The organism is Nocardia sp. BMG51109, assembly GCF_000526215.1.
Taxonomy (GTDB): Bacteria; Actinomycetota; Actinomycetes; order Mycobacteriales; family Mycobacteriaceae; genus Nocardia.
Genome location: NZ_JAFQ01000004.1, coordinates 7,630,248 through 7,651,990 on the forward strand (window position 1 = coordinate 7,630,248; position 21,743 = coordinate 7,651,990).

General features: G+C 68.3%; 12 protein-coding genes and 1 pseudogene. 11 read left to right on the top strand and 2 right to left on the bottom strand.

Annotation, left to right across the window (positions count from 1 at the left end; all coding sequences use genetic code 11):
* Positions 1–8 precede the first annotated feature (8 nt).
* From D892_RS48980 to D892_RS0135925, 3 genes are read left to right on the top strand one after another with little or no spacing between them, the layout of a single operon-like run.
* A complete protein-coding gene (locus tag D892_RS48980) occupies positions 9–371 on the top strand; it encodes an O-methyltransferase (protein ID WP_232236245.1) in 363 nt (120 codons plus the stop codon).
* The gene (locus D892_RS0135920) at positions 368–1,402 is read left to right on the top strand and encodes a methyltransferase (RefSeq protein WP_198037076.1); all 1,035 of its coding nucleotides are present in this window, start codon (positions 368–370) and stop codon (positions 1,400–1,402) included. The genes D892_RS48980 and D892_RS0135920 overlap by 4 nt, the downstream gene beginning before the upstream one ends.
* A 26-nt stretch (positions 1,403–1,428) precedes the next feature.
* Positions 1,429–2,925 carry a tryptophanase gene (locus tag D892_RS0135925; RefSeq protein WP_024805888.1) on the top strand — a complete coding sequence of 499 codons (1,497 nt, stop codon included), beginning with the start codon at positions 1,429–1,431 and terminating at the stop codon, positions 2,923–2,925.
* 145 nt (positions 2,926–3,070) lie between these two features.
* Here D892_RS0135925 and D892_RS48985 read toward each other — a convergent pair.
* Positions 3,071–3,247, bottom strand: a pseudogene (locus D892_RS48985) (IS5/IS1182 family transposase); the annotation flags it as partial.
* Positions 3,248–3,380: 133 nt separating this feature from the next.
* Between D892_RS48985 and D892_RS0135930 the strand changes: the two are divergent.
* From D892_RS0135930 to D892_RS0135940, 3 genes are read left to right on the top strand one after another with little or no spacing between them, the layout of a single operon-like run.
* Positions 3,381–10,727, top strand: a complete 7,347-nt coding sequence (locus tag D892_RS0135930; protein WP_024805889.1) for a type I polyketide synthase — start codon at positions 3,381–3,383, stop codon at positions 10,725–10,727.
* Positions 10,724–11,983 (top strand): hypothetical protein, encoded by a 1,260-nt coding sequence (locus D892_RS48095; protein WP_198037077.1) that lies wholly within the window; start codon positions 10,724–10,726, stop codon positions 11,981–11,983. The genes D892_RS0135930 and D892_RS48095 overlap by 4 nt, the downstream gene beginning before the upstream one ends.
* Positions 11,955–12,584, top strand: coding sequence for a carboxymuconolactone decarboxylase family protein (locus tag D892_RS0135940; RefSeq protein ID WP_024805891.1), 630 nt, complete (start codon positions 11,955–11,957; stop codon positions 12,582–12,584). Before D892_RS48095 ends, D892_RS0135940 begins: the two co-directional genes overlap by 29 nt.
* A gap of 87 nt (positions 12,585–12,671) precedes the next feature.
* Here the strand turns inward: D892_RS0135940 and D892_RS44255 are convergent, their stop codons facing one another.
* Positions 12,672–14,981, bottom strand: coding sequence for a serine/threonine-protein kinase (locus tag D892_RS44255; protein ID WP_156959845.1), 2,310 nt, complete (start codon positions 14,979–14,981; stop codon positions 12,672–12,674).
* Positions 14,982–15,374: 393 nt separating this feature from the next.
* On the opposite strand from D892_RS44255, the gene D892_RS0135950 reads away from it, so the two are divergent.
* The 5 genes from D892_RS0135950 to D892_RS0135975 all read left to right on the top strand — a co-directional run bounded on the left by D892_RS0135950 (position 15,375) and on the right by D892_RS0135975 (position 21,475).
* Entirely contained in the window at positions 15,375–16,736 is a 1,362-nt protein-coding gene (locus D892_RS0135950; protein WP_024805893.1) for a hypothetical protein, read from the top strand.
* A 25-nt stretch (positions 16,737–16,761) separates the two neighbouring features.
* Positions 16,762–17,361 (top strand): SMI1/KNR4 family protein, encoded by a 600-nt coding sequence (locus D892_RS0135955; RefSeq protein ID WP_024805894.1) that lies wholly within the window; start codon positions 16,762–16,764, stop codon positions 17,359–17,361.
* A gap of 1,033 nt (positions 17,362–18,394) precedes the next feature.
* On the top strand, positions 18,395–18,988 hold the full coding sequence (locus tag D892_RS0135965; protein WP_024805896.1) for a TetR/AcrR family transcriptional regulator: 594 nt from the start codon (positions 18,395–18,397) through the stop codon (positions 18,986–18,988).
* Positions 18,989–19,229: 241 nt separating this feature from the next.
* Positions 19,230–19,928 (top strand): nitroreductase, encoded by a 699-nt coding sequence (locus D892_RS0135970; RefSeq protein ID WP_024805897.1) that lies wholly within the window; start codon positions 19,230–19,232, stop codon positions 19,926–19,928.
* 209 nt (positions 19,929–20,137) lie between these two features.
* On the top strand, positions 20,138–21,475 hold the full coding sequence (locus D892_RS0135975; RefSeq protein ID WP_024805898.1) for an NtaA/DmoA family FMN-dependent monooxygenase: 1,338 nt from the start codon (positions 20,138–20,140) through the stop codon (positions 21,473–21,475).
* Positions 21,476–21,743: the final 268 nt, after the last annotated feature.

Consider the following 21,743-nt stretch of genomic DNA (forward strand, 5'->3'; position numbering starts at 1 on the left):
AGGTCGTCGTGGCCGCAGTCGCCGCAAAGTCCGTCGTCTCGACAGACGCTCTGCACGATTATGTGCTGGCGCACGGGTGCCGTCTCGACGCGGTTGCCCGGGACCTCGTTGCCGAAACCCGACGCCTGGGGGCCGTAGCGGAAATGCAGATCCCACCGGAGCCGAGGATACGGGTCGGCGGACTGCTGGTCGTCGACAACGTCTTCTACTACGGCGAAGTCGTCGACGAAGAGGCCGAAGGCAACGCCGCTGCCATCCGAGCCTTCAACGATCACGCCGCGGCGGATCCGCGTGTGGAGCTGGTGATGCTGCCACTCGCCGACGGCGTGACCCTCGCACGTAAGCGTGACGAAAACCGGGAGGACACATGACAACTCACGCACCGCAGCCCGCTGTCTCTCCCGTCCCCCTGATGGACATCGCGTCCGGCGTATATGCCTTCAAGACACTGGCGCTCGCCGACGAATTGGGACTGTTCACTTGGCTGTCGGGCCGCAGCACCAGCGTGGAGGAATTCGCCGCGCGACACGGAATCGAGCATCGACCGGCCGAACTGCTGCTCACGGCGTGCGCGAGTATCGGGCTGTTGGACCAGGATTCCACCGGCGCCTACACCAACTCGCTGCTGGCCGAACAGTACCTGGTCGAAGGTCGGCCGCACTATTTCGGGGGCTGGATCAAGGTCGTGAACCGCCACGAATATCCGGCCTACGAGCATCTCGAAACCTCTCTGCGCGGAAACCACCCGATCAGCTGGGACGTCGAGAAACAGGAATCGCTGTTCGCCCCCGACGATCCGATCATGGTGCAAACATTCTGGGACGGCATGTATTCGCTATCCCGCTACACCGCCGGTTTGCTCGCCGACGCCTTCGACTTCGGTGTCGTCACCCGGATTCTCGACGTCGGCGGCGGTGGCGCGGCATTCGACATCGAACTCTGCCAACGCTACCCGCAACTGCGTGCCACCGTCTTCGATCTGCCTTTCGTGTGTGAACTCACCCGGAAACCGGTCAGCGATGCGGGACTCGATGACCGTATCGACCTCGTCGGCGGGGATTTCTTCGCAGACCGGCTGCCCGCGGACCACGACGCGGTCCTGTTGTCGAACATTCTGCACGACTGGGACGAGGCCGCTGTCGGTCGCATCCTCGATGCCTGCGGAAAGGCACTTCCTGCCGGTGGTTACCTGCTGATCTGCGAATCCTTCGTCGCCGACGACAAGACCGGACCACCGCTGGCCGCCTTGATGAGCCTGAACATGCTGGTCGAAACCTGGGGACGCAACTACACGGTCGCCGAATACACCGGCTGGCTCGACGCCGCCGGGTTCGACACCACCAACTTCCTTCGGTTCGACGGCCTCGGCGCCAACGGCGTGCTTGTCGCCCATAAACGTTGAACCCACCGCACCTGCCGAGGAGATCCATGGGCTCGCACTACGCACCCGAACCGTGGCGGATCAAGGTGGTTGAGCCGGTCCGGCTCCCCACCCGCGACGAGCGTCTCACCGCGCTACGCGCCGCCGGCTACAACACCTCACTGCTCCGGTCCGCCGATGTCTTCATCGACCTCTACACCGACTCAGGCACCAACGCCATGTCGGACCGGCAATGGTCGGACATGATGATCGGCGACGAAGCCTACGCCGGCTCGCGCAGCTTCTACCGTCTCGAAGCCGCCGTCCAGCGTTACTACAGTTATCCCCACGTCATACCTACCCACCAAGGGCGCGGCGCCGAAAACATCATCTCCCGCATTCTCATCCGGCCCGGCAGCCACATCCCGGGGAACATGTACTTCACCACGACACGCACCCACCAGGAACTCAACGGTGGAACCTTTCATGACATCATCATCGACCAAGCCCACGACACGGCCGACGAGCACCCGTTCAAAGGCAATGTGGACCTCACCAAACTCAGCACGCTGATCCGCACGGTCGGCGCCGAAAATATCCCTTACGTTTCCCTTGCCGCCACCGTCAACATGGCCGGCGGCCAGCCGATCAGCCTCGCCAACCTCACTGAGGTTCGCGAACTCACGGCGAAACATCGCATCCCGATCATTCTCGACGCCGCCCGAGCCGTAGAAAATGCGTGGTTCATCCAGCAACGAGAACCCGGATATGCCAACCACAGCATCGCGCAGATCCTCGCCGACATGTGTGCCCGAACCGACGGCGCCTGCATGTCGGCCAAGAAGGACAGCTTCGCCAATATCGGCGGATGGCTGGCGGTCCGCGACCCGGACCTGGCCGAGACCGCACGCAACCTCGTGGTCATCTACGAAGGCCTGCACACCTACGGCGGCATGGCCGGCCGGGACATGGAAGCGGTGGCCCGCGGCATCGAGGAGTCGGTCCAGCAGGACAACATTCGCGCCCGCATCCAGCAAGTCGCCCACCTCGGCAACCGGCTCATCGCGGCAGGCGTCCCCCTGATGCGGCCGATCGGCGGGCACGCAGTCTGCATCGACGCGGCCGCCACCCTCGAACACATTCCACGAGACCAATATCCGGCCCAGACCCTCGCCGCCGCAATCTACCTCGACTCCGCGACCCGGACCGCCGAACGCGGCGCAGTGTCCGCCGGCCGCGACCCCGAAACGGGCAAAGACCGCTGCCCCGAACTGGAGTTGGTACGACTGACCATCCCTCGCCGCGTCTACACCCAAAGCCACCTCGACTTCGTCGCCGACAGCATCATCAACGTCTACAAGACCCGCGACACGATCACCACCGGACTCGCCTTCACCCACGAACCACCGGTCCTGAGATTCTTTCAGGGAAGATTCACGCCGGTCTCGGCAACAACCGAACCAGAAACCGGGAACAACTGCCCGACCACCGATCCGGACGAGAGCGTCATGACCGAAGATGAACAGCCTCGATCAAACCCGACCACTGAGGATCAGCTGTCCTGACCCGGACAATGGTGACGGCGTGGCGAACTGACATGGCCGAGCTGACATGGCTGAGACCGTGTCTCACGTCGTAGATTTCGCCAGTTTCTTGTAGCAGGTCAGTGTGGCGCCGAGGGTGAGGAAGCCGAGGAAGTGCGTGGCTTTGCCATCGGCGCAGTTCGGCGGAGTCGTACGCCTGGTCGGCGTGCAGCTTCGCGGGCTTGCGCCGGCGCGGTCCGCGCCGTGACCGCACGGCAGGTACGGCCTTCACGAGTGGTTCGAGCGCTGCGGCATCGTTGGTGCTGGCCGCCGAAATACCCACCGACAGAGGGAGTGGGGGACGCAGGGCTCGGGTTCGCAATTCCTGCGGGATCTCCTGGAGTATGCGTGGCGTACATAGCCGCCATGCGTGTAACGCCCTGCAGCCGTTGTCACCTGAATGCGAACCTCGAAAAGCGAGGCACTAAGGAGTTCGGATGAGCAATGCTGCGGCTATTGTTGGTATCGGCTGCCGGTTTCCGGGTGACATCGATGATCTGGACAGCTTCTGGTCGGTGCTGGCGGCCGGTCGCGACGTGGTGGGCGAGGTGCCCGCACAACGATTCGATGCCAGCCGGTTCGCGGTGTCGGAAGCCGGGCCGATCCGCACCGGCGGATTTCTCGGCGATGTCACCGGTTTCGACGCAGAGTATTTCGGAATCACGGCGCGGGAGGCCGGCCGGATCGATCCGCAGCAGCGTTTGATGCTGGAATTGGCGGTCGAGGCCGTGGAGAACGCCGGCTACGACCCGGCCGCGCTGGCCGGATCGAATACCGGTGTGTTCGTGGGATTTTCGCTGCTCGACTACCATACTATGCAGCTGCGCGATCCGGACAGCATCACCGCGCACACCGCCGGTGGCTTCTTCGGTGCGGGGGTCGCGAATCGGGTTTCGTATGTCCTGAATCTGCGCGGGCCCAGCATCGCGCTCGATACCGCGTGTTCGTCCTCGCTGACCGCATTGCATTTGGCGGCGCGGGCGGTGTCCTCCGGTGAGTGCGATATGGCGCTCGCCGGAGGGGTGAACCTGATCCTGAACCCCTTCAACGCACTGAGCCTCGAGCGGGCGTCGGTATTGTCGCCGACCGGGCGGTGCCACACGTTTTCCGCGGCAGCGGACGGCTTTGTGCGGGCCGAGGGCGGGGGCATGGTGCTGGTGCGGCGGCATGCGGACGCGAAAAAGGATGGGGCGCAAGTGCACGCCGTGGTGCTCGGGAGCGCGATCAACTGCGACGGCCGAACGCCCGGACTTTCTCAGCCCAGCGGCGCGGCGCAGGAAGCGTTGTTGCGGGAGGCGTATTCGCAGGCCGAGGTGAGTGCGGACGAACTCGTCTACTTCGAGGCCCACGGTACCGGTACCCCGGTCGGTGATGTGATCGAATGCGAGGCGATCGGCAATGCGCTCGGTGCGCACCGCTCGCCGGACGATCCGCTGCCGATCGGTTCGGTGAAGACCAACTTCGGGCATTGCGAAGCCGCTTCGGGGATGGCCAGTCTGGTCAAGGCCGTGCTGGTACTCGAGCGCGGGAGCATTCCGGTCACCCTGCATGCGAACCCGTTGAATACCGCCATCGACTTCGAGAGCTGGAATCTCCGCCCGGCCGTGACCGCCCGCCGGTGGTCGGCCGAGAGCCGGGCAGCGGTGGGAGTCAACGGATTCGGGATGGGCGGGGCCAACGGCCACGTGATCCTGGGACTACCCACCGAGCGACCGGCCGCCGCCGGCCACCCGGAACCCGCCGATCGACCCCGGCCGTATGTGGTCACCGGACGCACGCCGGAAGCGGCACGCGCGGCCGCGCGGCGGCATGCCCGCAAGCTCGTCGACGTGGCCGACGACGAGTTCTACGACTACTGCCACACCGCATGTCTGCGGCGCCCCCACCATCGGCACCGGATCGCGGTGCTCGCCGACGGTCCCGAGCGAGCCGCCCGGCGACTGTGGTCCGCGGCCCGCGAGGAGCCGGTGCCGGAAGCAGCCGCCGCGGAAGCCACCGAGCGCGGCCGGATGGCATTCGTGTTCGACGGCAACGGCTCCCAGTGGGCGGGTATGGGCGCGGACCTGCTGCGCGCGGACCCGGCGTTCGCGGCGGCGGTCGACGACATCGACCAGGTGCTCGGCCCGATGCTGGGCTGGTCCGTGCGCGCGGAACTCGCCACGGCCGATACGGCGAGAATGGCGCTGACGGAGGTGGCGCAGCCGACGCTGTTCGCGGTCCAGATCGGCCTCGCCCAGGTCTTGGCCGCGTACGGAATACGACCGCATGCGGTGGTGGGGCACAGCGTCGGTGAGGTCGCCGCCGCCCACGTCGCCGGCGTGCTCACCCTGGCCGACGCCGCGACGGTGGTGGCGGCCAGAAGCCGCCTGCAGGCAGGCACCGCCGGGCTCGGGCGGATGGCGGCCGTCGGCCTGTCCCGGGAGCACGCGATGGCCGCCATCGCCGATTACGGGGGAAAACTGGAGATCGCCGCGGTCAACACGGAAACCGACGTCACCATCGCCGGACCGGCCGCTTCGCTGCGCGAACTCGGTGCGCACCTGACGGCCACCGACGTCGGCTTCCGTGAGCTGGATCTGAACTACCCCTTCCACACCGCCGCCATGGACAATCTGCGGCAGCCGATGCTCGCCGAACTGAGCCGGATGGCGCCTCGGCCGGCGCGAATTCCCCTGTACTCCACGGTGACCGGCGGCCGGCTCGAGGGCGAGGAGGCCGACGCCCAGTACTGGTGGCACAACCTGCGCCGACCGGTGCTGTTCGACTCGGCCGTCCGCGGCGCACTGGCCGAAGACTGCGATCTGCTGGTCGAGGTCGGGCCACATCCGGTGCTGCGCGGATACCTGCGCCGGCTGACGAATGCGCACGCGGATCCGGTTTCCTTGGTGGAAACGCTGTCCCGCAACGCGGAGGGACCGTCTCGTCTGCACGGTTGCGTGGCGGCGGTCGTCGCCGGTGGGGGTGCCGTCGACTGGACGGCCGCGTTCCCACGGCCCGGCGCGGCTGTCGACCTGCCGCCGTATCCTTGGCAGCGGGAACGGCATTGGAACGGCGACCCGGACCGGTGGACCCGTGACGGTGCCGGGGCCGGGGTCAACGAGCATCCGCTGCTGGGCCGGAACGGCGACGCACCGAATCCGACCTGGCAGACGCGGCTGGATCCGCAGCGGCTGCCCTGGATCGGCGACCACGTCATCGCGGGCTCCACGCTCATGCCGGGCGCGGCCTTCCTGGACATGGCCCTGACCGCCGGATCGACGGCGCTGGCCGACTCGGCCGAACTGGTGACGGCGCACATCGAGACGGGCCTGCCGATCCCGGACGCGACCGCCGCGATCGACCTGCACACGAGCGTCGCCCCCGAGGACCGAACGGTGCGGATCAGCAGCCGCACCGATACCGGAGCCTGGCGGAGACACCTACGCGCCACGATTCGCCGTCGGCTGGACCCGCCACCGAAGGACCTCGATCCGGAGTCCCTGCAGGATCGATCGCCCGAAACGATCACGGCCACCGATCATTACGCGCGGTTGGCCACCCTCGGGTACGCATACGGGCCGAGCCTCCGGCTGCTGCGGCAGTTACAGGTCGCCGGCGACGAGGTGCTGGGTGACTACGAATGCACCGACCGGTCCGGCCGGTACCTGGCACACCCGGCGATCCTCGATGCGGCCCTGCAGGCCTGTTTCGTCACGACCGCGAACACATACCTGCCGGTGGGAGTCGAGCGCGTCCGGCTGTGGCGCACGCTCCCACAGCGCGGACACATCCACGTCGGAATCCGCCCGGAAACCGGACGAGATCTCGTCGCGGACATCGCGATCACCGATGTGAGTGGCGCCGTCGCCCTGCAATTGTCCGGGTGCCGGATGCGCCCGCTGGACACCGCTCCCGTCGTGGCACCGTGGCAGACCACCGTGCTGCGGGCAGCACCGAGACCGGACGAGCCTTGCGCGGCAACATCTTTCCCTCCATTGCCGGATCTTGTGACGACGGGTGCACGGTTACTCGCGGATCCCGATGTCCTCGAGGGGCATCGGCGTTACGTCCGCAATCTGGTGGCCCTGGGCGCACACGGCATGGCTGCCGCGATCCCGCGCCTGCTGCCGGAGACCGAACGGTTCGGCATCGACGACCTGCTCGCCGCAGGTGTGCCGGCCAAACACACCAGGCTGCTGCGCGTGCTCCTGACCATGGCGGTAGAACACGGCCTCCTCGGCCGAACCGGCCCGCGCTGGGTGCGCACGGCGGAGCCCGATCCGCTCGGCACACTGCACACGGCGCTGGCCGACGCGCCACGCTGCCAGGTCGAGTTCAGCCTTGCGGCGCGGGCGGGAGACCGGTTACCGGAATTGCTGCGGGACGAGCGCGACATCGTCGACTTCCTGTTCGGAGACAGCACCGCGACCGCCGTCACGCACATGTACGACCTGGCGCACAGCTTCGACCACGGCCTTCGCGCACTGGCCGAGACGGTGCGGCACGCGATCGCCGACTGGCCTGCCGACCGGCCGTTGCGAATCCTCGAGGTCGGGGCCGGGACCGGCGGGCTGAGCGCGCATCTGCTGCCCCTGCTGCCCCGAGACAACACCAGCTATGTCTACACCGACATCTCCGAGGCATTCTTCGCGGTGGCCGGGACACGGTTCGCCGACTACGACTTCCTCACCTTCCGCCGATTCGACCTGGAACACGATCCGGGCGAACAAGGCTTCGCCGACGGCACTTTCGACATCGTGGTGGCCTCGCAGGCCCTGCACGCCACCAGCGACCTGCGCTCCACCGTCGGCAAGCTGACAGGACTGCTGGCCGACGGCGGCCTGCTGGCCACCTTCGAGATCCACGACGTTCGACTGACCGCGCTGCCCTTCGGGCCGTTGGACGGCCTGTGGTTGTTCACCGATACCGACCTCCGATCCGAATCCGCCCTGCTGCCGGTGCCCGAATGGCTGACACTGCTGAACGACTGTGGATTCGGCGACGCCGACGCCATCCGGCTGGGTTCCGATCCGCACGAAAACCCGGACGGCTGTGAGTTTTCCATCCTCCTCGGTGTCCGGAACGCACGCGAGTGCCCCATCTCGGCTGCCCTGCCGCGCGCCGCGGACGGCACGCACGCCGTTGTCGTCAGCGCATGCGAGGACCCGCTCGGCGCCGAACTGGCCGCGGTTCTCGATGCGCAAGGTGTATCGGCCGACCATCGCGACAGCCGGGCCACCGAGCACACCGATACCTGGGCCGCCGTGCTGCCGACGGACGCGCCGGTTCTGCATGTCGTCCTGATTCTCGGGAACGAATCGGCGGAGCCCATGGAATCGGTCGTCCGGCAGGCCATGGTCTTACGCGCATTGGCCGCGGCATGTGAACCGCTCCCGGGCGAGGTGAATATCTGGCTCGTCACCCGGCCCAGCGGAGCACTACCGGCTCCCGAACCGCCGCACCATCCGGACGACGCCGCGGCCTGGGGCGTGGCCCGGGTGCTCGGCAACGAACAACCCGGCCTGACCGTGCGGCGAATCTCCTTGGCACGCAACGAGTATTCCGATGCACGGCGGCTGGCGCGCGAACTCGTCGAACCGGCGGCCGAGGACGAGATCGTCTTCACCCCCGCGGGACGGTTCGTGCCCAGGCAGCATGCCGGGCGTCCGAAGACCCGGCCCGGCACGGGCCGTCTGGAGTTGCGGGACCGCGGGCCGTCCTATCGCTTGGACTGGACCGCGACGTCACCGATCGAGCCCGGCCCGGACGAGGTGATCGTTGCGACCCGCGCTGTCGGACTGAACTCCCGCACCGTCGCGGACGCCGCCGGAAGCCTGTCCGAGGACGCGGGCGGCGGGGCCGGCGCGGCGACGCGAGCCGTCGACTGCGCCGGAGTCGTCACCGCGGTCGGCACCAGGGTCGGCAGCCTGCGCGTCGGTGACCGAGTCTTCGGCCTGTGCACCGACACCATAGGCTCGCAGTTGCGGGTCGAGGCCGGCTTACTGTCGCTGATCCCGCCGGACCTGACCTTCGCCGATGCCGCCGCTCTGCCACTGGCCGGTACCACCGTGCTGTACGGCCTCGGTCATCGGGCGCGGCTGCGGGAAGGGGAAACCCTGCTGGTGCACGGGGCGGCGGGCGGTGTCGGCCTGATGGCCGTCCAGTACGCCCGGCGCGCGGGCGCCACCGTCATCGCCACGGCGGGAAACGCGGAGAAGCGCGAGTTTCTGGCGCTGCTCGGGGTGGAGCACGTCCTCGACTCCCGCGATCTCGGTTTCGCCCACCAAGTGCGGGAGATTACCGGCGGACGCGGGGTGGACGTGGTCCTCAATTCTCTGTCCGGCGAGGCCGTCGAGCGCGGCCTGGATGTCCTGGGACCCGGTGGCCGGTTCATCGACCTGGCCGCGCGCGGCACCGGCGAGAACATCAGCCTTCCGCTGCGCCTGCTGGGCAGCAACGGCGCCGTCGCAACCATGGACATCGATCGGATGTTGCGCGACAACGCCTCCGAGCTCGTCGCCGTCTTCGCCGAGTTCGCGGCCCGGCTGGCCGACGGTGATCTGCCGCCCCTGCCGTACCGTCGCTTTCCGTCCGGCAGGATCGCGGAGGCTTTCCGGCTCCTGGAGGAGTCGTTACACCTCGGCAGGGTGGTCGTAACCTTCGACGAGCCGCTGCCGACCCGAGTGGAGCCGCCACGGCCGACGCTGGACCCGGACGGCTGCTATCTGATCGTCGGAGGTACCAGCGGCGTCGGTGCGTTGACCGCCCAGTGGCTGGCCCGTCAGGGAGCCCGGCATCTGGTCCTGGTCAGCACTCGGGGGGACCGAAGCCCCGAGGCGGACACCGTGATCGCCGCTCTGGCCGGCCTGGGTGCGACCGTCACCACCCATGCCGCCGACGTCAGCGACGAAGAGGCGATGGGCGAGGTCTTCGCGGATATCGATCGCCGAGGCCATCCCCTTCGCGGCGTCGTCCACGCCGCCGCGCTGCTGGCCGATGCCGCCCTGCACGACCAGGATCCGGAGCGGTTCCGCGTGGCGCTGGACCCCAAGGTCCAGGGCGCCCTGGTGCTCGACCGGCTCACCCGCGGACATCCGCTGGAGTTCTTCGTGGTCTTCAGCTCGCTCATGGGTCTGCTGGGCAATCTCGGTCAGGCCAACTACGTGGCCGGCAACGTCTTTCTGGAGGCACTGATCCGCCGGCGCCGGGCCGCCGGGTTGCCAGGGCTGGCGCTGGCTTGGGGGTTGATCATCGATGTCGGCAGGGCAGCCCGCGATTCCGGGTTGCAGAAGAAGGTGATTCGCATGCTGCCGCCGATCTCCCGGGAAGAAGTCCACGCGGCCCTCGAGACCGGCCTCGGCGGTGAGGACGAAGTGGTCACCGTGGCCCACTGCCAGTGGGACAGCCTCCGCACGCTGCTTCCCACGGTATCCGCGCCCAGGCTTGCCGGCGCCTACGATGCGGGCGACGGAGCCTCCGGAAAACGGGCGCAACGCCAAGCAATCGCATTCGACGAGAAGCTGGCGGCCTGCGCACCGTCCGAGGTCGCACCCTTGGTCGAGGACGCGGTCGCCGCACTGGTCAGCCAGGTGGCACAGATCCCGGCGCAACGGCTGGACCGCAGCCTCCGGCTCAGCCGGCTCGGGCTCGACTCGCTGATGAGCGTCGAGCTGCAACGCGCCATCAAACGGGAACTGCGCCAGGACATCCCGCTGTTGGAGGTACTGGACAGCGGCATCAGCGATCTGGCCGACCAGCTCGGCGCGCGCCTCGGCGCCCGGCCGGAGGGAGCCGGTCCGGCATGACCCCATCGGAATTGCATTGCTACTCCGCCGCCGATCGCGCCGAACTCGACCGGGAGCTCGCGCTCACCCGCGAGTCCACCAGCGGGACAGTGCGACTGGCCGTCGTCGCACACGACGAGACAGAGCTCGCCGAGCGCTTGGGCGCTGCGCGCAAGTGGCTGTGGGGCGAGAGCCCGCGGCCGGCGGGCACGGCCTATCGCGACACTCCCCTGTCCGGCGGGCTGGCCTTCACCTTCCCCGGTTCCGGCGTCGAAATCCCGGGCATGGGGCGGGAACTGCTCGCCGATTACCCCGGCCCCACGACGGACGTGGCAGCACGCTGCGGCGGGTTGGCCGAGCTGTCCGCCTGGGCAGCAGCGGACCTACCCCTCGAGGAGTCTCCGACACACGGCGTGCTCGCCCTCATGCAGCTGGGTTTGCTGCAGGCCGAGATCGGCACCCGAATACTCGGCCTGCGACCCGACGCCGTCATCGGCTACTCGCTGGGCGAAACCAACGGCCTGCTGGCCGCCGGTTGCTGGCCGGACCCCCGCGCACTTCTCGACCGGATCCGCACGGACCCGCTGTTCACCCGGGAGATCGGCGGCGAGATGCGAGTGGTCCGAGAAGCTTGGCGCGCGGCCGGGATCGACGGAACCCGATGGAGCACATACACGGTCGTCGGCGAACTCGACGCGGTCCGCGAAAACCTCCTTCCCGGAACACGTCTCATGGCGGTCAACGCACCCGGCCTGTGCATCATCGGCGGCGAGGCCACCGCGTGCGCCGAGGTGATCGAGACGCTCGCCGAGACCCACACCGCCATCGCACTCCCCCTGGCCATTCCCAGCCACGTCCCCGAACTCGCCGACGGCCGCCCGCAGCTGCACCGGTTCTTCGACCGTCCGACCAGCGACACGGGCATCCGCGTCTATTCCTGCGCAGCCGGCGACTGGTACCACCCCACTCGCCGTGCGGCCGCCCGGCTACTGACCGATCAGGCCCTCGACACCATCGACTATCCACGGGTGATCGAGCGGGCCTATGCGGACGGAATCAGGACGTTCCTCGAACTCGGCCCCGCCGAGGTGTGCACGACCTGGATCCATCGCATCCTCGGCAACCGTCCCCACCTGGCGGTGTGCCTCGGTTCGGGCGGCACGCCCGCGGTGGAACAGCTCGCGGCCGAGCTGGCCGCGGCCGGGGTGCCGACAACGCACGGAACAACCATCGACAAAGGACAGGGCAATGGCGCGCATCCCGTACCGCACCCGTGACACATGGCCGCCGGACCTGGACGGCATGAAACCGATGCTGCCCCCGCTACGCATATTCGACATGCTCGCCCACGCCGGGGCGACCACGCATCGACTGTTCCACTACGGCGCCGCGCTCTTCGAAGCCTCCGCGATCGAGCCCCGGCTACGGCAACTGGTCATCCTCGCGGTCGCCCGTGCCAACTCCTGCGAATACGTCTGGCGCCAGCACGAAGTGGTCTCACTCGCCTGCGGAGTGTCCGAGGCCCAACAGCGCGCCGTGCAGCGCGGCGACTTCACCGACCCGGGCCTCGACGCCCGAGACAGCGCGGTACTCACCTTCACCACCGCGGTGGTGACCGCTCCCCGTGCCGGCGACGCCGCGTTCGCCGCGATCCAGGAGCACTTCGACCACCGCCAGATCGTCGAACTCATCCAGCTCATCGGCTACTACTGGAACTCGACCCGCATCGCCACCACACTCGACCTCGAACCGGAACAGTCGCAGGGAACCCGCATCCTCGACGCCACCGCCGGCGTGTACCAGAGCACCCGCCCCGCAGGAACTGTCAATAGCCACCGGCCTGCCGAAGATCCCGCAACCGGTTCTCCGCTCAGCTAGTACCGCGCGCATGCGCCTGGGCCCGACCGGCATTCGGGCAGCTGTTCGGCCCACGGCCGGCCGGGCAAATACGTCCCCGACGACACCTCACACAATCCGCCGGTTACCCACGTACACTCGCCCGGCGAAGGTGCGGATCGGGCTGCTGTCGAAGTCGAGCGACCATCCCGGTGGCGGGTTCGTTCCGGCCGGTACGACGGCGATCGTGCCCTGACCGCTGCGTGGAACGGCGACTACCCTCGATCCGTCTGTTGTCCAGGGGATTTGCTCGTCAGGCAGCACTCCGCCCACGGCGGTGTATGCGTCGAACCACACGTACTCGACAGCCTGTTTCGTTTCGAGGTATTCGGAGTATTTCGATTCGGCGGTGGTGTCCCGGCGAACGAGGATTTCGCTGCCGACACCCGCTACGGACACGTTTCGGCCGTAGCTCGCCTCCTTCGGAAGTCGTCTGGACCACAGGAGAGATCCGGTTGCCGGATCGAAGGCGCCCAGCATGTCGTTTCGTATCATCACCGGCAACGCGGGCGCGGTATCGGGTTCGGCATAGCGTTTGTCGTTGCCATTAGGTGCCGGATCGTCACCCTGAGTGGCATACGGCTGGCTCGGGACCACACTCCATCCGGGCTCGGCAGTCGCGCGTTTCGTGCCGTCGAGCGTGTAGAAGTCCTTGTCGACGGCGAATCCGCCGGGGAACGCCGCCCAGTCGGGGGCCCAGACTATGCCGGGGTCGGCGTGCGCCGGATTCGACTGGTAGACGACCTTACCGGTTTCGATATTGCGCAGTTCGAAATGCGCCTTCGAGAACGGGTCACCGGACACGGCGTCCTGCTCCAGCGACAGCACCCCGGCGCCGTGTACCAGGCCGGCTCGGATACCATCCGCATGCCAGATCACCTTCCCGGTGATGTCCATGGCGGTGACCGAACCCGTTTCGCGGCCTTTGCCTTCCGGTTCGAACGTCGCGAATGTTTCACCCGCCGCCACGATTTCGGTGGCGGCAGGCAACCGGGCGGAGACGACACCGGTCTGGGTGTCGACGATCATCGTCGCGTACGAGTCCAGGTTCACGTCCCGAGTTCCCGCGACGGATTCGGCGTACCGCGCCCGGCATCCCGCATAGCGGCCGGAGGCCGTGAACACACACTCGCCGAACGCATCTGGGCCCACATCGACGGTGTGCAGCACCGCACCGCTCTCCACGTCGAGGATGGACAGCATGCCACCGAGACCACCCGAGTTGTACAGCACAACCCGGTCCGTGCCACCGATCGGGTAACCCTGGACGGACTGCTGCCGCCACCGTTCCCCCGCGGGCCGCCGACTCAGATCAGGACTCTGCGCGGTCACCGAGACCCGGGGCACAGCCCGAGCGGCATCGGTCGGCCCGACCTCGTCGGATCCGGCGGACCACAGCGCGAACGCCGTCACGATCGCGACGACCAGAACCACCACACCGGCACTCAGCCACAGACCCTGCCGCGAACGGGCCGACTCGCCGGTGCTCCGGACCACCGTCGGGATGGCAGCCTGCGGCCCACCCGGCGGATCCGCGGCCTCCGGCCCACCCGCGGGCAATCGCAGCGCCGCAGCCAGTGCCGCAGCGAATTCCGTCGACGACCGGAATCGATCCAGCGGTCGCTTCGCCATCGCTCGCGCAAGTACCCGATCCACCTCGGGACTCAGCTCCGGCCGCGAGGCCCGCACACTCGGCGGCGCGGCCGTGCAGTGGCGCAGAATCACCTGTCCGGGATTCTCGTCCGCGAATGGGGCCCCTCCCGTCAACAGGTGGAAAGTGCTGCAGGCCAAGGAGTATTGATCGCTCCGGCCGTCCAGCGGTTGTCCGCTCAGCTGTTCCGGCGAGGCGTAGGAGATGGTACCGATCATCGCACCGGTATCGGTAAGATCCGAGGCGCCGGTGATCTGCCGCGCAATCCCGAAATCGGTCAGCAGAATATCGCCGGCACGGCTCAGCAGGATGTTGGCAGGCTTCACATCGCGATGCACCAACCCCTGCGCATTCGCGCGATCGAGCGCACCCCCAACCGTCTCCGCGATGCGTGCGGCCTCGAATGCGCTCACCGGCCCGTCCGCACGCAACCGTTGAGCCAGATCCACCCCCTCGACCAGTTCCATCGCGATCCACAACCGGCCCTGATCCTCACCCCGGTCGTACACCTTGACGATCGCGGGATGCGACAGCTGCGCCGCCAGATCCGCCTCCCGCTCGAACCGCGCCCGATACTGCGCATCCGCGGAGAACTGCGCCGCCAGCACCTTCACCGCATCGGACCGAGGTAACCGCGGATGCCTGGCCACATGGACCTCGCCCATCCCTCCGGCCCCGAGCAGCCGTTCGATCACATAACCGGCGAATACCTCACCTGGATGCAGCATGAGTCCCTCCTCCGCCGAGGAGACTACCCACACCAGAACGCGGACAGCGCAGAAGCCGCCGGTACGGAAGGACTCGGCGGCATCGACCTCGATGCCGAGACGATGATACGGATCCGGACCGCAATTTGGTTTCCCGGCAACCTGATCCGCCGCTACCGTCACCTCCCCGGGCCGGCCGCCGAGCAACCGTCCGGCCAATGAACGTCGGCGTGGCTGTCGTGGTGGTGAGAGCAGCGCGACCGAAGCACGGCCACACCGGATCTCAACGCGACGGCTCAGGTAACGCGGCCGAGCAGTGGAACCAAGCGGTCGCCAAGGGATCGTTAAGGATCGGCGGCCACCCTGACGACATTCTCGAAGCGTTCGAGATCGAAATTGTCTGGGGGACAAACAATGCGGGAGACCAGCGTGCTTGCCGACGTGCGGCCTCACCCGAGAAGCACCACCGCCTTACCTACGGCGCCATCCCAGCCCGAGCCCCGCCAGGCCGGCCGTTTCGCGCGCGTCTTCGTCGTCCTGCTGGTCTGGCTGGCAGCGCTGGCCGGTCTGCTCGCACCGGCCGCAGCGGCGGATCCGGTGGATTGTGCAGCGCTGGTCGGGCAGATCCAGGCCCACAACCAGGCGGCGGCAATCCACAACGCCAACCCGCCCAACCAGAACGACCCGGCCGCGGTCGCGGCCTACAACGCCGAGGCCGAACGCGGCAACGCCGAGGCCGCCGTACTGAATGCGCAAGCCCAGCAATGCCGTTCGCAAGGCCACGACGTCCCCGACGTCGGCGGTGCACCACCACCGAACACCCCCGGCCCCGCCCCCGCGCCGCCGCCGGGTCCTGCACCTGCTCCGCCTCCGGTGGCGCCGAAGGTTCCCGGCCCGCCGGTCCCTGCGCCGGGGTCGGGTGCGCCGGGGTTGAAGGCGTCGCCGACCGCGCCCGCGGCGCCGGTGGTGACGCAGCCGTTGCCGGTTCCGGTACGACCCTCGCAGATTTTGGCGCCGCCGAGCATCCGGCCCGGCACCGCCTACAACCCGGCCACCGCCGCCGGCGCCACACTGAAGGCACCCTCGCCGCTGCCCGGTAGCGTGGCCTCGAACCCGCGTTTCACCCCGGCACCGACGGAACCGATGCAAGCACCCGGACTCACCACACCACCCGGCCGGCCCGGTACGACCGGAACCCAGCAGGAATTCTTCGCCTCCGCGCCCCGGCTCCTGGACGTCGCCAAAGCCGTCCCGGCACCGTCGAACTCGGGCAACGGCCAGATCTACCGGCTACCCGACCTCACCGGCACGGGTGCGACCAGCAACAGCGGCCCCGCCCTCTACGCCGGCCCGGGTAACACCCGCGCGGTCGCCGGACCCCTGGATTCACTCGGCCGCCCGACGGGCTCCTACGGCTACCTCGACGCAGCCGGCGCCAAGAGCCCCCGCACCGGCGTCCCCACCATCGATGTCCCCGGCGCGACCGGCGCCTACCAGCGCGGGCATTTGTGGCCGAACCAGTACGGCGGACCGGGCAACGTCCCGCAGTTCCTCGCCCCGGAGTTGGGTGCGACGAATACCGGTGCGATGCGGGTCTACGAGCAGTACCTCGGCAAGGTCGTGCAAGGCGACGTCGCGGGGGTGCCCGCCCAGAACGTCACCTACCTGAAGGTGCCGATCTACACCGACGACAAGGTCATCCCCGACTACTATCTGCTGCAAGCATGGGGCGATCGGGGATGGAACCTGCCACCGACCTACGTCCAGAACTTCTGACACCGGCACAGGAAGACCCGAACCGATGACCGCACTGGATGACCTCACCACCCTGCTGCCACCCCCACCCGGCGCCGGCGGAACCTTCGACTGGACCGCGGTCGAGCAGCGCCTCGGCGTCACCGCACTCCCGAACGATTTCAAGCAGCTCCTGGCGGTGTACGGGGACGTGCGGTTCTGCAACGCGCTGCGCCTGTTCCGGCCCGCCACCGAACCCTGGCTCGACCTCGCCGAAACCACCCTCGCCGCACGAGAACCACTCGGCGACAACGAATTCGGCGAACCACCGACCGACATCCCGGCCGCGGTATCGGTCGACGCGGCAACACTGATCCAATGGGGTGGCTCCTTCGGCGGCGACTACTGCCTGTGGGACGCCCACGACCCCGACCCGCAGCAGTGGACACTGGTGTTCACCGACGCCGACAAGCTCGACTGGGGCTTCTACCCCGGCACCGTCACCGAATACCTGCTCGCCTGGCTCACCCGCCGCACCGCACCGATCCCGTTGTGGAACCTCGACGCCGTCCTGCCCACCGGGGGCCGGTCGTACTGCGAGATCTACGACCCCACCGACCCGGTAGCCCCGGTCACCGCCCGCATCGACGCCGCAACCGCCGGCTGAACCCGACCCGCGCACGAGTGCCGATAGCGCGGGGTTCAGGGCGCCCGGTCACCCACCACCTCGCGACCCGAGCGGTCGAGGTCGACGGCACCGTCAGCGCCATCGGCCAGGTCAGGCTGGCCAACCAGACCTTCAGCATCGGCAACCACCCCGCCCGCCGCCGCGTCACCCTCGGCTCCGCATCTACCCAAGATATCGCCACCAGCCCGCAGCACAACCGATCAGCAACACCATTGCCAGCGCCCCGCCAGATCGACGGTGCCTGTCGGGCCGATAGACATCCGCCGTGCCAGCGATTCCTGGACCAACGGTGGGTCGACACGGTGCCCACGGCGACGAGGCCACCATCGCCCGGCGCCTGCGCGCACATCTGTCGGCCGGTGCCGACCACGTCCTCGTCGACGTCGCCGCCGAACGCGCCGGGAACGGAAACTCGAACAGCACGCAGACGCGGTCCGTCACGCCGCCGCAGTGTCGCGAGCACACTTCACGTTCCCCGGGCCCCGACGTGGACAGCACACCGCATGAAGACTGGATAGGGTCGACCACGCCGCGCTGAGCATGACGGCGGACGTACCGTCGGGGCGGTACGGATCTCAGCACTGCCCCAATTGCGATGGTACGCAAGTTAATCCAGCAAAGATGCGGTGACGGAGTAGCTGGGATCCGGCGTGTCCGTACGTCTGGTGCTTGATCAGCATGGTTTTCGTGTTCACGCCGACCAGCTGATCGACTACCGATTCACAGCTGATATCGACTTCGACCACTAACGGCCCACGGAAACCGCACGTCGTCCCGTTCCCCTGTTCACAGCGCCCCGCCGGGGCACCAATCTGCGACAGCGTATCCGCAGTTCAGCAGGGCATTCCTGATCCGAGTATCGCTTCCAGATCTCCAGGTGTCCACGATCGAGGGAAACTTCGGTGACCGAGCCGCCGTTGACCGGATGCCACCTCCGTTTTATGCTCGGATTTAATACGGAGGCGGCATCCGTTTGACGTGGCCGCAGGATGGCCGGAGATCAGGAGGGTGCATGAACGCGAGTGAACCGCGGGGGCGCAAGCCCCGCGTGGATGTCCAGCGCAACCGCGCGGCCCTGCTGGAGACCGCGCAGCGCCACTTCCGGCAGTACGGGGTCGGCACCTCGCTCGAGGCGGTGGCCAAGGAGGCGGGCGTCGGGCCCGGCACCCTGTACCGGCACTTCCCCACCCGGGAGGCGCTGCTGGCCGCCGTGCTGCAGACGCGCTCCGAGGAGCTGGTGGCCCGCCAGGCGGACATCGAGCAGCTGGGCGATGCCGGCGAGGCGCTGGAGCAGTGGCTGCGGGCGATGGAGGAGTACTTCAGCGCCTTCAGCGGGCTGCCGGACCCGCTCATGGCCGCGGCCCGGGCGCAGGACCCGGACAATCCGCTCACGATTCCGTGCGACATCTTCATCACCGCCACCGACAAGTACGTGGAAGCCGCGCAGCGCGCGGGGCGCGTACGCGCGTCGGTACGGGGGAACGACCTGTTCCTCGCGGCCTGTTCCTTTGCCTGGATCAAGGGCAACGGCGCCGAGGAGGAGTCGCTCGACCGGCTCCGCACGCTCCTCGCGAGCGGCTACCGCGAGCGGGACGAGAAGGCGTAACCCGCTGGACGCCCCGGCTCACCCGGTTGCGATCCGCCCACGAACACCGAACACGAACACGAAGAGCGCGCATCCCCGCGCTGCGGCCGGCAGTTGCCGTGCCGCCGCCTGCGAGCATCCCGCAAGCCTGCCCGCACCCGCACAGTGCGTCCTGCACCCGGCCCTTCGACGGCTGCCTCCCCGGAGGGCCGACCGCACTGCGCCCGGCATGGCGGTGACTGCGCGCCAGAAAGGAAACGCCTTGAACAGCACAGCATCCCCCTTCACCGACCTCGCACGCTCCCGGCGCTCCCCCCGCAAATTTCTGCCCGCCCCCCTGTCCCCAGCGGACATCCGCGGCGTGCTGGAAGACGCGCAGACGGCCCCCTCGAACAGCAACACCCAGCCGTGGGCGGTGCACGTCGTCTCGGGTGCGGAACGGGACGCGCTGGCCAAGGAACTGCTCCAGGCCGACGAGGAGGGCCGCACCTCCCCGGATTTCACCACCGACTACGGCGAGGGCATCTACCTCGAGCGAGCGCAGGCCCTGGCCGCGGACTACTACGGACCCCGCGGCATCGAGCGCTCGGACCGGGAAGGCAGGAGGGCGACGCTCCGCGAAAACCTGGAGTTCTTCGGGGCTCCCCATGTCGCCTTCCTGTTCATGCCGGCCCTGGGCGACGGGGTGCGGACGGCCGGTGACATCGGTATGTACGCGCAGAACTTCCTGCTCTCGCTGACGTCCCGGGGGTTCGCCGGTATTCCGCAGACCATGCTCGGGACCTATGCCGACACCGTCCGCGCGTTCCTGAACGTGCCCGAAGATCTCAAGCTGCTGTTCGGCATCTCCTTCGGCACGGCCGACCCGACGGCACCGGTGAACGCGTTCGGCAGGACCCGCATCCCGCTCCCGCAGAGCGTGGTCCTGCACGGCACCCCCGGCGTCCTCGACGGTCGGTAGCCCGTCCGCAGATGCACCCCGGCGCGCGAAGTCCGGGCGCCGCTCGACCGGCCCGAACCCCGCGCCCACGACTCCGGTCCCCGGGCAATCCGCCGCGATCTCCTCGCGCTCGCGGGGTCACGTCTTTGACAATTCGGAGGCCGCCTCCGTATTGTTGAAGACGTGCGGAGGCAACCTCCGTTTTTTGTCACCCGTCGGGAGGAACAACCATGACAAGCCGGCAGATGGTCTTGGGCATGCAGTTCAGCGGGGGTTACGGGGCCGAGCCCGGAGCCTGGCGGCTACCGGGTGCGAACCTGAACAGCTACACGGACATGGACCAGTTCGTGCGGTACGCGCAGGCCGCCGAGCGCGGCAAGGTCCAGCTGCTGTTCATCGCAGACACCCCGGCCCTGGACATGGACCTCACCCACCACGCCCCGCGCCAGGCGATCGAGCCGCTGCTGCTGACCGTTCTCGCGCGCGAGACCGAGCGGATCGGCCTGGTCACCACTGCCTCCACCACGTTCAACGAGCCCTACAACCTCGCCCGCCAGTTCAAGGCCCTGGACGTGATCAGCCACGGCCGGGCCGGCTGGAACGCGGTGGCCACCTCCGACCCCGCAGCCGCGGCGAACTTCGGCACCGAGATCCCGCCCCGCGCGGAGAAATACGAGCGTGCCCACGAGGTCATCCAGATCGTGCAAGCGCTGTGGGGCAGCTGGCAGCAGGACGCCTTGCTGCTCGACGCCGACAACAAACGGTACGCCGACATGGACAAGATCCGGCCGGTCAACCTGCAGGGCCGCCACGTCGCCTCCCGCGGCCCGCTGGCCATCCCCCCGTCCGAACAGGGGCAGCCGGTCATCTTCCAGGCGGGCGGCGGCGGTTACGGCCTCGAACTGGCGGGCCGGTACGCCAGCGGCGTCTACGCCAACCCGTACAGCATCGACGACGCCCGGGCCCAGCGCCAGGCTCGGCGGGACGCCGCCGAGCGCGCCGGTCGCGACCCGGACGAGGTGAAGATGCTCGCCGGCTTCATGCCGACCATCGCTTCCTCCCGCGAGGCCGCCCTGGAGCGGCGCCGCTTCCTGGACGAGGTCGTCGACCTGCGCCGGCGCGTCCGCTACCTCGGCGCCATGATCGGACTCCCGCTCGGCCCCGACCAACTCGACGAGCCGCTGACCGCGCAGCAACTGGCCGGCGCCGTGCCCAGCCCGCACGACCCGCGCTCCGCCCGCGCCCTGGAAGTGGCCCGGGAAGGCTGGACTCTGCGCGACGTGCTCGCGCACGGCGTGATCGACTACCACCCGGTGGTCGCCGGCACCGCCGCCGACGTGGCCGACCATATGCAGCAGTGGTTCGAGGCCGGGGCCTGCGACGGCTTCTCGATCGCCCTCGACGGCTTCCACGACGGCTTCGACGCCTTCGCCGACCAAGTCGTCCCGATCCTGCAGGAACGCGGCCTGTTCCACGAGGACTACGAAGGCCCCACCCTGCGCGAGAACCTCGGCGCCCACGAGCAGTACGGCCTCGATCCACGCCTCACCGAGCCGGCCCGCGCATGACCACCCACCGCCGAGGCGGCCGCGGACGACCCGCGCCCCTCACCCCCTGAACTGCGCGTCTTGAGATTTCAACGTGCCGGCGCGTTTGATGGTTATGACGCTGCTGACTTGGGTCCAGGGGCTATGGACTGTTACCTCTCTATGGGTCGTGCCTGCCGCTGGTCTCAGCGGCCTCGGGTTGGCCGTCAACGGGTGTATTCGGCGGTATCAGCGTTTTCTCGAGGTTCGGATGATCTTGCGTGAGGCGCGCGGCGGCACCAGGGTGCTC

Bases quoted from the DNA above. Each gene is read 5' to 3' on its own strand.
- D892_RS0135920 (WP_198037076.1), top strand. From the start codon at position 368: ATGACAACTCACGCACCGCAGCCCGCTGTCTCTCCCGTCCCCCTGATG.
- D892_RS0135925 (WP_024805888.1), top strand. From the start codon at position 1,429: ATGGGCTCGCACTACGCACCCGAACCGTGGCGGATCAAGGTGGTTGAG.
- D892_RS0135930 (WP_024805889.1), top strand. From the start codon at position 3,381: ATGAGCAATGCTGCGGCTATTGTTGGTATCGGCTGCCGGTTTCCGGGT.
- D892_RS48095 (WP_198037077.1), top strand. From the start codon at position 10,724: ATGACCCCATCGGAATTGCATTGCTACTCCGCCGCCGATCGCGCCGAA.
- D892_RS0135940 (WP_024805891.1), top strand. From the start codon at position 11,955: ATGGCGCGCATCCCGTACCGCACCCGTGACACATGGCCGCCGGACCTG.
- D892_RS44255 (WP_156959845.1), bottom strand. From the start codon at position 14,981: ATGCTGCATCCAGGTGAGGTATTCGCCGGTTATGTGATCGAACGGCTG.
- D892_RS0135950 (WP_024805893.1), top strand. From the start codon at position 15,375: ATGCGGGAGACCAGCGTGCTTGCCGACGTGCGGCCTCACCCGAGAAGC.
- D892_RS0135955 (WP_024805894.1), top strand. From the start codon at position 16,762: ATGACCGCACTGGATGACCTCACCACCCTGCTGCCACCCCCACCCGGC.
- D892_RS0135965 (WP_024805896.1), top strand. From the start codon at position 18,395: ATGAACGCGAGTGAACCGCGGGGGCGCAAGCCCCGCGTGGATGTCCAG.
- D892_RS0135975 (WP_024805898.1), top strand. From the start codon at position 20,138: ATGACAAGCCGGCAGATGGTCTTGGGCATGCAGTTCAGCGGGGGTTAC.